We start from the raw sequence: 13,161 nt of genomic DNA, 5'->3' as shown, positions 1-13,161 counted from the left end.
AATGAAAAAGATAACTTCAATGGTGGCGCTGGTTATGCTGTTGATGACCTCCTGCCGGAAAGACTTTATCGAAATCCTGCCCGTCGATACCGTAACGGTTGACGTACTCTATAAAACAGACAAAGATTATCAGGACGCTGTGGTTGGTATTTACGGTATTTTTCAGGATCAGTACGCCAACATGTACTACTTCGGTGATATCCGGGGTGACGATGTGTGGGATGAACTGGTAAAAGGAACGGCTGGGGCTGTCGATAATTTCACCCTCGCCAACGACGATGCTCTGTTGATGAACACGTGGCGGAATTACTATAAAGCCATCACTCGTGCCAATACGTTGCTGGAGCGAATTGGCTCAGCGGATGCCAGCGTGACCAACAAAAATCGGCATACGGGCGAAGCTGAATTTTTACGGGCTATGGCATATTTCGATCTGGTCAGGATTTTTGGAGATGTGCCGATGGTGACAAAATCGTTGAGCATTGCCGATTCTTATGCCACACCCCGCGAGAAAGTCGATAAGATTTATGACGAAGTGATCATAAAGGATTTGCTCGATGCTGAAGCTAAACTGCCCGTTAGTTACGCCGGATCAGAAGTAGGACGTGCTACAAAAGGAGCTGCCCGCGCTTTGCTGGGAAAAGTGTACCTGACCCGGAAAGATTTTGTGAAAGCTGAAGCGAAGTTACAGGAGGTGACCACGATGAATTATTCGTTGCTTTCAAACTGGGCTGATCTGTGGGATTATACCAAAAACGAGCACCACAGCGAATACATCTACGACATCGAATACGAGCAAAATCTGGGTGGCGAAGGTAGTATTTACACCAATCGCTTTACGCCAAAGGTTACGTCCATGATTGCGCATTACGGTATTGCCGGTTCGGTCGATGATCAGAACACACCGCACCAGGTGCTATTCGATTTGTTTGAGGCTAAAGACAAACGGAAAGATCTGACAGCTTCGCGCGGCTATACTGATGCTACGGGCAAGTTTATTCCGCTGCTGGTTTCATCGAATAATATGTCGGCCTATACCCGAAAATATATTGTCAAAATTGCGACGGCCAATGATAGCCCGGCCAACTGGAAAGTGATTCGCTATGCTGACGTACTGCTGATGTATGCCGAGGCTCTGAACGAGAACGGTAAATCAGCGGCAGCCCTGCCTTATCTGAATCAGGTGCGTACCAGAGCCGGTATAGACCCAGTTGCCGCTGGCGCAACTCAGGCCGCGCTACGTGAGCAGATTGTGCTGGAACGTCGTCGGGAGTTGGCCTTCGAAGGACATCGTTGGTTCGATCTGACACGTACCGGACAGGCGTTTACGGTGATGCAGAAATATGGTATGAAAGCACACCATACCTTATTCCCGATTCCGCTGGCGCAGATTCAGTTGGTCAATAACAAATCCATTTTTGCGCAGAATCCCGGCTACGAATAAGCCGAATAATACTGTATCAGGTTCGTGAAATGGCAACGTAACGAACCTGATACAGAAACTATAAGCCTGAACCCAATCAAACTCCGCTTCTAAAAAAACTAGATTATGAAGACAATCAAAAACGCGTTTCTGCTCCTTTTTTGCGGTCTGTTCTTCCTTTCTGCCACAGCCTGGATAACCTCGTCGGACGATAAACTGACACCTCCAGCCCCGAAACCAGCCCCCAAAGTGCAGCGTCTGTTATACGTAGCAACGCCCGGAATTCGTAACTATCTGGGCTATGGTGGACATGGCATTCAGGTCTTCGACATGGACAATAATCACAAGTTTGTGAAGTTTATCAAAATTCCTGGCGGTCTGTTAAAAAAGGACGTTCCATCCCCCACTGTTACGATGAAAAAAGGCATTCCATCGAACGTAAAAGGTGTCGATGTGAGCCTGGCTACCAACTGCATTTATATTAGCACGCTGGAAGAGATACAGTGCATTGATCTGGTCACGGAAAAAACGCTCTGGGAAAAAGAATACGAAGGGGGCGTTGACCGGATTTCCATATCGCCTGATGGTAAAACTATTTATGCACCTTCGCTCGAAAAAGGACATTGGAACGTAGTGGATGCCAAAACTGGCGATGTGATTTCCAAAATTGTTACCAACTCGGGCGCACACAACACCATTTACGGAGCCGATGGTAAAGAGGTTTATATGGCCGGACTGAAATCGACCATGCTGAACGTAGCGGATACGAAAACCCATACGGTTAGTCGGCAGGTTGGTCCCTTCAGTGCGGAAATTCGGCCATTTACGGTCAATGGTTCGCAGACGCTGGTGTACGTAAACGTCAATGGATTACTTGGGTTTGAAGTTGCTGATTTAGTAACCGGGAAGTTTCTGCATCGCGTAGTAGTTGAAGGCTGGAATGTGGGTCCGGTAAGACGGCATGGTTGCCCTAGCCACGGCATTGGTCTGACGCCCGATGAGAAAGAACTGTGGCTATGTGATGGTCACAATCTCCGTCTGCACGTGTTCGACAATACGGTAATGCCACCCGTTCAGAAAACGACTATCGCCCTGAAAGATATGCCGGGCTGGATCACCTTTAGCCTTGATGGTAAATATGCTTATCCGGCAACAGGTGAGGTCATTGACGTAAAAACGCGCAAAATCATTACGTCGCTCGAAGATGCCGATCATAACGACGTGCAAAGCGAGAAAATGGTTGAAATCCATTTCAGCGGTGGTAAACCTGTTGCCGCTGGCGATCAGTTTGGCCTCGGTCAGGTGAAAAAGGTGAACAAGAATTAATCGAAAAGCGCTGGCATCCTGAGCTTTACTACGTAGTGGATGCCAGCGTTGCCTTCGAATCAGGTCTTTTTTACTTCCCGAACTATCATGAAAAAGCAACAGGTGAAACGACTCCCGATTTTCCTGCTGGGCATAGCCTTGTCTGTCGGACTGACGGTACGTGCCCAATCGACCAACGAATGGACCGGTGCCAAAGCCGACCAATGGTACAGTAAAATGGACTGGTTGAACGGTCTTCCGGCCAAACCGGCTGACCCAATTAATAAAGAAGAGTTTGCCAAACGGTATCACAGCAACAAAGCTGGATGGGAAAAAGCCTTCGCCTTTCTGAAAAACACCGACTTTACGCGGCTACGTCCGGGCAAATACCCCATCGATGATGAAAACGTATTTGCGACGATTTCAGAAGGTCCACCGCGTGAAATTTCCAATGCCAAATGGGAAGCGCACCAGTACTACACCGACATCCATTTTGTGGTGAAAGGCAAAGAAAAAATCGGTATTATTCCCTTCGAAAACGTGAAATCGAACGTAGCGATGGCGTATAAACCCGAGAACGACATCGCTTTTTACAACACCGATCAGGGCCAGTTTTACGTAGCGGAGCCGGGTGTTTTTTACATCGTTACCCCCACCGAAGCGCATAATCCGGCCAATAAAGTGGATGGGTATGACGGTGTTAAAAAAGTAGTGGTCAAAGTTCGGACAACACCCAAATAGTTTTCAATGTAAAAACCCCACCCCAACCCCTCCCCTAAAAACTAGGGGAGGGACTTTACCTACTGACTTTTTGAAGTTCCTCCCTACGGGGAGGGATTTAGGATGGTCGGCCATTGCCGTGGGGTTAATATGTACCAAATAGTCTCGTAGTATGCAATTGGTGTTTTTAGATACAAAAACTGTCGGCAACGTACCGAATCTGAATCTGCTGGAAAAATATGGTCAGGTCGCTTATTACGAAATGACACTGCCGGAGCAGACACTGGAGCGGGTAAAAGATGCCGACATTGTGATTACAAACAAAGTCGTTCTGGATCAGTCGATTATTGAACAATCGCCTAATCTAAAACTGATTTGTATTGCGGCTACCGGAACCAATAATGTCGATAAAACGGCTGCGGATAAGCGGGGTATTCCGGTGAAAAACGCGATGGATTATTCGACTCAGAGCGTAGCACAGGGAACGTTTGCCATGCTGCTCCATTTGCTGGTCGATATGCCTTATTTCGACCGCTACGTGAAAGATGGCGATTATTCGAAGACCGATATATTCACTCATTTTGGCCGGGGTTTCTGGGAGTTGTCCGGCAAACGCTTTGGTATAATGGGTCTCGGTAACATTGGCCGTCAGGTCGCAAAAATTGCCGAAGCCTTCGGGTGCGAAGTTGTGTATTACTCAACGTCGGGCCAGAACAACCAACAGACGTATCAGCGACTGGAATTAGACGAGTTCCTGCGTACTTCAGATATCATTTCTATCCACGCCCCTTTGAATGCCAGCACCGCTAATTTTATGAATTACGACCGGCTGAAATGCATGAAAAAATCGGCCATTCTGATCAACGTTGGCCGGGGAGGGATTGTGAATGAAGCGGATTTAGCGCAGGCCATCGACGAAGGGTTGCTGGCTGGTGCGGGAATTGATGTGTTCACCAAAGAACCCATTTCTCCCGATAATCCATTGCTACACGTTCGGCATCCCGAAAAACTCCTGCTCACCCCGCACGTTACGTGGGCGAGCATCGAAGCCCGAACGTTGCTGATGGAAAAAGTAGGAAAGAATATCGACGAGTTTTTACAGACAGCCAGTACTATTAATTCGACAAAACTTTCTGAAAACAGTACGCTTGCAGAAAGTTAGTCATTACCCTTAATCGCATGAAAATCAGAGCCGCCGTTTTGCACGAAATGGGTAAAGAGCGCCCATACACGACCAGTAAACCCCTTTCGATAGATACAGTTGACCTACAGCCTCCGCAGGCGGGTGAAGTTTTGGTGAAGATAAAAGCGGCTGGATTGTGTCACTCCGATCTGTCGGTTATCGACGGAAACCGGCCTCGTCAGATGCCAATGGCACTGGGTCACGAAGCCGCTGGCGAGGTTGTTGAGCTAGGCCCCGGTGTGAATGACCTGGCGGTTGGCGACCACGTAGTGTTTTCGTTTTTACCGATTTGCGGTCATTGCATGCCCTGTATGACAGGTCGCCCAGCCCTTTGCGATACGGGTCTTGCGGCCAACAACAAAGGCGAGTTGCTGAATGGAGGACTGCGGCTTCGCGATGAACACCAACACGTAGTACATCATCATATGGGCGTATCAGGGTTTGCCGAATACAGTGTGGTATCCCGCAAATCGGTCGTGAAAATTGATTCGACACTGCCCTTCGATATTGCCGCTCTGTTTGGATGTGCCATCATGACTGGGGTAGGAGCTGTTATCAATACGGCTAAATTATCGCTTGGTCAGACCGTATTGATTACGGGTATGGGCGGGGTTGGTTTTGCAGCTCTGCTGGGTGCTTTGGCGGGTGGTGCGAGCAAGGTTATCGTGGCGGATGTCAATAAAGATAAACTGGCAAAGGCGCTGGAGTTAGGAGCCACCGCCGTTGTCGATTCGTCGCAGCCCGACGCGGTGGAGCAGGTGAAAGACCTGACCAGAGGTGGAGTAGAGATTGGGTTTGAGTTTGCCGGAGTCGTACCAGCGTTGGAGTTTACTTATAATGCTACGGCGCGGGGCGGGAAAACCGTAACGGCAGGTCTACCACACCCAAGCAAAATGATCCAGCTATCGCCGACAAAACTCGTTGCCGACGAGCGAACACTTCAGGGCTCTTACATTGGCAGTTGCGTACCCGCACGGGACATTCCCGCTTACATCTCGTTATATCAGGCAGGGCGGCTTCCGGTCGATAAGTTAATGACACACAAGTTACGCCTTGACGAGGTAAATGAAGGCTTTGAACGACTGGCGAAAGGTGAAGCCATCCGCCAGATAATCACTTTTGACTAATGACTGCAACCAGCACTTCTCAGGATTTTCAGACCGCAAATTCGCTTATCCAAACACAGGCGTATGTAAATGGTCAGTGGGTAAACGCGGCCAGTGGCGCTACGTTCGACGTAGTGAATCCGGCCACAGGCGACGTAGTGGCAACGGTAACCGATATGGACGCCAGCGATGTGCGGAAAGCCATCGATGCAGCGCATAACGCCTGGCCCGCTTATCGTGACAAAACGGCTAAAGAACGGGCGGTTTTACTACGTAAATGGTACAATCTCATTCTGGAAAACAAGGAAGAACTGGCCCGGCTCATGACGTTGGAATGCGGCAAGGTGATTGCTGAAAGCCGGGGTGAAGTGGAATATGGCGCGTCGTTTATCGACTGGTTTGCCGAAGAAGCCCGACGTACCTATGGTGATGTGATTCCGGCCAATACCAAAGACAAACGAATTGTTGTCGTGAAGCAATCGATTGGCGTAACAGCAACCATTACGCCCTGGAATTTCCCGCTGGCCATGATTACCCGGAAAGTTGGTCCAGCACTGGCGGCTGGCTGTCCGGTCATCGTAAAACCACCTTCCGAAACACCATTAACAGCATTGGCTGTTGCAGAACTGGCCGAAAAAGCTGGATTTCCACCGGGCGTTTACAACACCATTACCACCTCAAACAACAGCGAAGTTGGGCTGGAACTGTGTGAGAATAGTAAGGTTCGGAAACTCTCCTTTACGGGCTCTACGGCTACGGGCAAACTGCTGATGAAGCAATGCGCATCGAATCTGAAGAAAATATCGCTGGAATTGGGTGGTAATGCGCCTTTCATCGTGTTCGAAGATGCCGATTTAGATGCGGCCATAAAAGGCGTAATGGCGTCGAAATTTCGAAACAGCGGACAGACCTGCGTGTGTGTGAATCGGCTGTATGTGCATGATGCGATCTATGATACGTTCATCGATAAGCTGGCTAAAGCGGTAGCGGCACTACGTGTGGGCAATGGGCTTGACGAAGACGCACAAATCGGCCCATTAATTAACGAAAAAGGGCTTGACAAAGTAAAACGACATCTGGATGACGCCATTTCGAAAGGCGCTAAAACGATTGTCGGTGGGCAACCGCTGGACGGTCTGTTTTTTCAGCCAACGGTTCTGGTCGATGCTACGTCGGATATGATTATCGCTCAGGATGAGGTCTTTGGTCCGGTGGCTCCCGTCTTTCGATTTACCGATGAACAGGAAGTAATTGAACAGGCCAATGCAACACCTTATGGATTAGCCGCCTATTTCTATAGCCGCGACATCAAGCGATGCTGGCGGGTTGCCGAAGCGCTGGACTGTGGCATGGTGGGCATCAACGACGGCATGATTTCGACCGAAGTGGCGCCGTTTGGGGGCGTCAAAGAGTCGGGTATTGGGCGAGAAGGTTCCAAATACGGCATGGATTATTTCACGGAAGTTAAGTATATGTGCTTTGGTGGGATTGGATAACGTAATCCATTGATTGTTAATTATTTAACAGATTGACAAAGCGTCCTGCCCTGAATACCTCTCTGTAGGGCAGATTAATCAGGCTTGTTATCAACTATTTACCACCCCCTGCCCCCTCCTGTTTTAGGAGGGGGTTCCTGAAAAGGGTCGTTTCTGCACCATCCCCTCCTGTTTTAGGAGGGGGCAGGGGGTGGTCATTTTAAAACTCCAGCTACAGGACTTAGAATGGGGTTAAAAACGATCTCAACCAGTAAGGCATGATTCATATTAATTAACAAACGAAGACATGATTGAACCTATCTACGAGAAAAAACCTAAGGTACGTCCAAGTGCTTCGCTGGTACGTCAGGTATTACAGATTCCGGTCATCGTTGCGGCCCTTGGCTATTTTGTCGACATCTACGACTTGCTTCTGTTCAGCATTGTTCGGGTGCAGAGCCTGAAAGATCTGAATGTTGCTGATGCCGATATGCTGCCGCAGGGTATCTATTTGATTAACATGCAGATGGCTGGCTTGCTGGTAGGCGGAATCCTCTGGGGAATTTTGGGCGATAAGCGAGGGCGGTTATCGGTGTTGTTCGGGTCGATCCTCATTTATTCGCTGGCTAACATTGCCAACGGTTTTGTTACGTCAGTTGATCAGTACGCGGCTTTGCGGTTCATTGCGGGCGTTGGTCTGGCGGGTGAACTGGGCGCGGGTATTACGTTGGTTGCCGAAATTCTGCCGAAAGAAATCCGGGGTTACGGTACGTCGCTGGTGGCGTCGGTCGGTCTGTTAGGCGCGGTATTGGCATATTTCATCGCCGATCAGTTTGACTGGCGGAATGCTTACTTCATCGGTGGCGGTTTGGGTTTGTTGTTGCTCGTGATGCGCGTTAGCGTTGTCGAATCCGGTATTTTCTCGCATATAAAAGAAAAAGAGACTGTTTCTCGAGGCAATTTCTTCAAGTTGTTTGCATCACGACCGCAGTTTATGAAATACCTACGCTGCATTCTGATTGGCTTACCCGTCTGGTTTGTTGCCGGTATTCTGATGACGTTCGCGCCCGAATTCGGTAAAGCTCTGGGACTGAGCGAACCTATTACGGCGGGTAAAGCCGTTATGTGGGAATACATCGGTCTGTCCATCGGTGATTTGTCGAGTGGTGTGATCAGCCAGTACTTGAACAGTCGGAAAAAGGTGCTGGGATTGTTTCTCTTCCTGACTGCTACGTTGGTTGTTGTATATCTCTACGTGCCGTTTCAGTCGTCCACGGTGTTTTATGCCATCTGCGTCGGGCTTGGTTTTGGGGTAGGCTATTGGGCACTGTTCGTAACCATTGCCGCCGAACAATTTGGCACCAACCTCCGGGCCACCGTTGCGACAACTGTACCAAACTTTGTGCGTGGAAGTATCAACATCATGACGCCTTTGTTTCTGCTTTTTAAAGACCAGTTAGGCATTGTAAATGGAGCTGCGCTGCTGGGTTTTCTGACCATCCTGATCGCCTATATGGGCCTTTGGAGAATGGAAGAAACATTTGGGAAAGATCTCAATTTTCTGGAGGAGTAAGGGCCGAAGCAAAGGCAAAAAAGCAATTACGCCGTTTTGTCAACCGAGTAAGTGCTGGAGATAAAATCGTCAATCAATTTCCTGACTATCCAATGAAACGGTTTCGTACTAATGGGATTTCTATGGTCTTTCTGGGTGGTTTTGTCTACGTAGTGTTTACGCTGTTGATTGCCGTTTCGGTTCATTCGGCATGGGCGCAATCGACGCTGACTGGACAGATACGTAACGAACAGGGAACTGGCATTGAAGGCGTTTCGGTACGTATCACTGAGCTGAAAAAAGGAGCTACGACCAATCAAACCGGTACGTTTAGCATAGAATCGGTTCCGTCTGGTACGTATACATTGCACGTTTCGAACGTTGGGTTTATCAGTCAGAAAGTCAGGGTGAACGTAGCAGAAGGTCAGTCAGCGCCGATTGCCGTTACGTTGAAAGAAAGCGTTGTGAATCTGGATGAAGTGACGATTGAAGAACGAAAAAACAGCGTTCAGGTCGACCGGCTACCCGATGTGCATAATGTGTATCTGACGGCAGGGAAGAAGAATGAAGTGATTCGGATGGAAGCCGTAAATGGGAATATTTCGGAGAAAACAGGCCGACAGATTTTTGCCAAGATTCCCGGCGTATTCGTTTACGATATGGACGGAAGCGGTAACCAGATCAACATCTCGACACGCGGCCTAGATCCGCACCGTTCCTGGGAATACAATATCCGCCAGAATGGAATCATCACGAATTCAGACATGTATGGTTATCCGGCCAGCCATTACAGCCCGGCTATGGAATCTGTCGAACGTATTGAATTAGTGCGTGGATCGGCTTCGCTGCAATACGGAGCGCAGTTTGGCGGGATGATCAACTACGTAACAAAAGCGCCCGATACGAGCCGTGCGTTCGGTTTCGAGAGCATCAATACAGCCGGTTCATTTGGATTGTTCAGTTCGTACAATGCCATCGGCGGCAAAATTGGGAAGCTGACCTATTCGGCTTATTATCAGAAACGTCATTCGAACGGGTATCGCAAAAACGCCCGGTCCGATGCTGAATCCCAGTTTATTAGCCTGTCGTATGCGTTTAGTCGGTCGGTGCAGGTAAAAGCTGAATTGGGTCGCTCGGCTTATGTTTACCAGATTCCCGGTCCGCTCACCGACGCTCAGTTTGCGCAGGACCCGCGCCAGTCGACCCGTTCGCGCAATTATTTCAACCCGGACATCTACGTACCATCGTTGCAACTTGACTGGAAAATTGGCCCATCGACCCGGCTCCGCTGGACAAACTCGGGCGTTTATGGCGAACGTAACAGTGTGATGTTCGACGCTTTTGCTACGGTGCGCGATACGATCAATCCGGCCACCAATCAGTATCGGGCTCGTCAGGTCGACATCGACAATTTCAACAGCTTTACGTCGGAATTGAGAGTTGTGCATCAGTATCGTCTGGCCGGTTTGACAAACGTAGTAGGCGCTGGTGTGCAGTATATGCAGAATAATCTGCGCCGTCGGCAGTTGGGTAAAGGAACCACCGGCAGCGATTTCGACCTGACCGTTACCGACCCTGTTTTCGGTCGCGATATGTACATGAAGACGAAGAACATCGCTTTCTTTCTCGAAAATCTGCTATACATAACGCCTAAACTTACGATCTCGCCCGGATTACGTATAGAGACTGGCGTTACCGATATGACGGGGACGATTTCTTATTATAACCCGGTCGATTTGCCGAACAGCATCCGCCACCAGTTCTCATTGCTGGGAATCAATGCGCAGTATCATCCGAATGCGAATACAAAGCTGTATGCGGGCATTGCGCAGGCGTATCGGCCCGTAGTTTTCAAAGATATTATTCCCGGTTCGGTGCTGGAACGGGTCGATAAAAACCTGAAAGATGCGTTTGGCTATAATCTGGAAGCGGGTATAACGGGCAATGTCGGGTCGCTGCTGACATACGATATTGGGATTTTTCAACTGCTCTACAACAACCGCATGGGCATGGTATCAGTAAATGACAATAGTAGTCAGGCCTATTTGCTACGTACCAATGTCGGTAATACGTTGACACGCGGTGCCGAAATCTATATCGAATACAAACCACTACGTATCGATACCAAAGCCAGCCTGCCAACCGAGCTTTCGTTCTTCACGTCGACCTCGTATTTCGATGCGAAATACCTCAAAGGCAGCGCTATCAACAACAACGAAAACACCACTATCACCGGAAATAAACTGGAAGGTGTGCCGAACTGGATTACCCGAAACGGCGTGCAGTTTCAGTATCGGAAGCTGTTTGCTACGTTGCAGTACAGCTACGTGAGCGAGAGTTTTGCCGACCCGTTCAACACCGTTACGCCATCGGCCAATGCGGCTCGTGGTATTGTTCACGCCTACGGTCTATGGGATTTGAACGGTACGTTACGGCTGACAAAAAATTACACGCTACGTCTGGGTATCAACAACATCACTAACCGACAGTACTTCACCAAACGTCCGACCATGTATCCGGGAGCGGGTATCTGGAGTTCCGACGGACGTAGCGCCATGCTTTCGTTTGGCATCAAACTGTAAAAATTATTACCTGACCGAAACCCGTATCGAACACCATGACCTGGGTGCAAAAAATTAATCCGCTGGGAAATCTGGCCCTGTCGGCGCTGGTAGCGTTTATTCCGATTGCCTTTATTTTCTGGGCGTTGATCATCCGAAAAATGAAAGGGTATCAATCCAGTCTGCTGACATTGGCAATCGCCGTTGTGCTGGCGTTGGTTGTCTATGGAATGCCTGTATCTATAGCCCTGGCTTCGGCTGTGCACGGAGCTTTGTATGGCTTATTCCCAATCTGCTGGATCATTCTGGGCGCGGTATTTCTGTATAACATTACCGTAGCGAGCGGGCAGTTCGAGATTATAAAACAGTTTATGGCGTCCATCACGCCCGACCGTCGTTTGCAGGCCATTATCATCGCGTTTTCGTTTGGTGCTTTTCTCGAAGGTTCAGCCGGAATGGGCGCTCCGGTTGCTATTACGGCGGCCATGCTGGTCGGGTTGGGATTCAATCCGTTATATGCCGCTGCCGTTTGCCTGATTGCCAATACGGCACCCGTAGCGTTTGGATCGGTAGGTATCCCGATCATCATTGCTTCGCACGTATCGGATATTCCAGAAATGGCGATTTCTCAGATCATTGGCCGAACGTTGCCCTTCCTTTCTGTCGTAGTACCGTTTTATCTGGTCACGATTATGGCCGGTGTAAAACGGTCGATGGACGTAATGCCCGCGATTCTGGTTGCCGGTATTACGTTTGCTTTCTTTCAATGGCTCACGTCGAATTATCTGGGCCCGATGCTGCCGGACGTTATTGCCGGACTGGCTTCGCTCATTAGTCTGATGCTGTTGCTACGTGTCTGGAAACCCAAAAACGTATGGCGTTTTAAGGAAGAACCCGCCCAGACTACCGACGTAACGCTAACGTATTCAGCCGGACAGGTTGCCCGCGCATGGTCGCCTTTTCTGATCATGACCCTCATGATTGTAGCGTGGGGTTTACAGCCCGTTAAAGACGCTCTGAACTCCATCGGAACCACAAAATTCATGATTCCCGGTCTGGAGAATGCCATCACGAAAGAAGATGGTAGTTTCCTGCAAATCAAACCGTTTGAGTTCAATTACCTGTCGAATTCGGGATTGGCCGTGCTTATTGCGTCGCTGATTGCTATGCCCCTGATCGGGATGCGCTATCGGGATGGGGCCAGTGTATTTATCGCTACGTTGCGGCAATTGCGTTTCCCCGCGCTCACCATTGCGTCGGTGGTTGGTTTCGCGTTTGTGGTGAATAATTCGGGAATGTCGGTGACGATGGCCATGGCACTAGCCAGTACGGGCGTTTTGTTTCCGTTTTTCTCACCTGTTTTAGGCTGGCTTGGGGTTTTCCTGACAGGCTCCGATGCTTCAGCGAATGCGTTGTTTGGTAAACTTCAGGCCACGTCGGCTGACGCTATCGGCATCGATCCGCTCATAACGGTAGGTGCCAATGCATCGGGTGGCGTGACGGGCAAAATGATTTCGCCCCAATCCATCGCCATCGGCACGGCTTCGGTTGGGCTGACGGGCCGGGAGTCTGAACTGTTTCGGTTTACGGTCAAACATAGCTTCATTATGCTGCTGATTGTCTGTGTATTAGTTACGTTACAGGCATACGTAGTAACCTGGCTAATTCCAGACTATACGATGCTGGATACCAAAGCCCCGGCAGCGGTTTCGGAAGCGGCCCGAGGATTTAGCTACCTGCTGATTCTGGCGGTTGCGCTGGCATTTATTATCTTAACCATTCTGTTCTTAAATCGGCAGCAAAAGGTAACTACATCACAAACTGCCCATCATTAAT

9 protein-coding genes are annotated in these 13,161 nt (G+C 49.3%); all 9 read left to right on the top strand.

Annotation, left to right across the window (positions count from 1 at the left end):
• Window position 1 precedes the first annotated feature (1 nt).
• The 9 genes from ACYVD4_RS18655 (at window position 2) to ACYVD4_RS18615 (ending at window position 13,160) form a co-directional block, all read left to right on the top strand.
• Window positions 2–1,444 (top strand): RagB/SusD family nutrient uptake outer membrane protein, encoded by a 1,443-nt coding sequence (locus tag ACYVD4_RS18655; RefSeq protein WP_460948443.1) that lies wholly within the window; start codon window positions 2–4, stop codon window positions 1,442–1,444.
• Between the two features lie 105 nt (window positions 1,445–1,549).
• Window positions 1,550–2,749, top strand: coding sequence for a YncE family protein (locus ACYVD4_RS18650; RefSeq protein WP_460948440.1), 1,200 nt, complete (start codon window positions 1,550–1,552; stop codon window positions 2,747–2,749).
• A gap of 87 nt (window positions 2,750–2,836) precedes the next feature.
• Window positions 2,837–3,469, top strand: coding sequence for a NanQ anomerase/TabA/YiaL family protein (locus ACYVD4_RS18645; protein ID WP_460948438.1), 633 nt, complete (start codon window positions 2,837–2,839; stop codon window positions 3,467–3,469).
• A 151-nt stretch (window positions 3,470–3,620) separates the two neighbouring features.
• Window positions 3,621–4,610: a D-2-hydroxyacid dehydrogenase gene (locus tag ACYVD4_RS18640; RefSeq protein WP_460948436.1), complete on the top strand. Its 990-nt coding sequence runs from the start codon at window positions 3,621–3,623 to the stop codon at window positions 4,608–4,610.
• Between the two features lie 17 nt (window positions 4,611–4,627).
• Window positions 4,628–5,758 carry a zinc-dependent alcohol dehydrogenase family protein gene (locus ACYVD4_RS18635; protein ID WP_460948434.1) on the top strand — a complete coding sequence of 377 codons (1,131 nt, stop codon included), beginning with the start codon at window positions 4,628–4,630 and terminating at the stop codon, window positions 5,756–5,758.
• Complete coding sequence (locus ACYVD4_RS18630; protein WP_460948432.1) at window positions 5,758–7,233, top strand: NAD-dependent succinate-semialdehyde dehydrogenase; 1,476 nt, start codon at window positions 5,758–5,760, stop codon at window positions 7,231–7,233. The genes ACYVD4_RS18635 and ACYVD4_RS18630 overlap by 1 nt, the downstream gene beginning before the upstream one ends.
• Before the next feature lie 286 nt (window positions 7,234–7,519).
• Window positions 7,520–8,785: an MFS transporter gene (locus ACYVD4_RS18625; RefSeq protein WP_460948430.1), complete on the top strand. Its 1,266-nt coding sequence runs from the start codon at window positions 7,520–7,522 to the stop codon at window positions 8,783–8,785.
• Window positions 8,786–8,877: 92 nt separating this feature from the next.
• A complete protein-coding gene (locus ACYVD4_RS18620; protein WP_460948428.1) occupies window positions 8,878–11,346 on the top strand; it encodes a TonB-dependent receptor domain-containing protein in 2,469 nt (822 codons plus the stop codon).
• Window positions 11,347–11,381: 35 nt separating this feature from the next.
• On the top strand, window positions 11,382–13,160 hold the full coding sequence (locus ACYVD4_RS18615; RefSeq protein WP_460948426.1) for an L-lactate permease: 1,779 nt from the start codon (window positions 11,382–11,384) through the stop codon (window positions 13,158–13,160).
• The last annotated feature ends 1 nt before the right edge of the window (window position 13,161 follow it).

The organism is Spirosoma daeguense (genome assembly GCF_054776875.1).
The sequence above is the reverse complement of the archived record's forward strand: the minus strand, read 5'-3'. Positions and strand labels throughout refer to the sequence as shown.

Excerpts from the sequence above, each read along its gene's own strand:
- ACYVD4_RS18645 (WP_460948438.1), top strand. The coding sequence starts at position 2,837 with ATGAAAAAGCAACAGGTGAAACGACTCCCGATTTTCCTGCTGGGCATA.
- ACYVD4_RS18620 (WP_460948428.1), top strand. The coding sequence starts at position 8,878 with ATGAAACGGTTTCGTACTAATGGGATTTCTATGGTCTTTCTGGGTGGT.
- ACYVD4_RS18625 (WP_460948430.1), top strand. The coding sequence starts at position 7,520 with ATGATTGAACCTATCTACGAGAAAAAACCTAAGGTACGTCCAAGTGCT.
- ACYVD4_RS18630 (WP_460948432.1), top strand. The coding sequence starts at position 5,758 with ATGACTGCAACCAGCACTTCTCAGGATTTTCAGACCGCAAATTCGCTT.
- ACYVD4_RS18635 (WP_460948434.1), top strand. The coding sequence starts at position 4,628 with ATGAAAATCAGAGCCGCCGTTTTGCACGAAATGGGTAAAGAGCGCCCA.
- ACYVD4_RS18640 (WP_460948436.1), top strand. The coding sequence starts at position 3,621 with ATGCAATTGGTGTTTTTAGATACAAAAACTGTCGGCAACGTACCGAAT.
- ACYVD4_RS18650 (WP_460948440.1), top strand. The coding sequence starts at position 1,550 with ATGAAGACAATCAAAAACGCGTTTCTGCTCCTTTTTTGCGGTCTGTTC.
- ACYVD4_RS18615 (WP_460948426.1), top strand. The coding sequence starts at position 11,382 with ATGACCTGGGTGCAAAAAATTAATCCGCTGGGAAATCTGGCCCTGTCG.
- ACYVD4_RS18655 (WP_460948443.1), top strand. The coding sequence starts at position 2 with ATGAAAAAGATAACTTCAATGGTGGCGCTGGTTATGCTGTTGATGACC.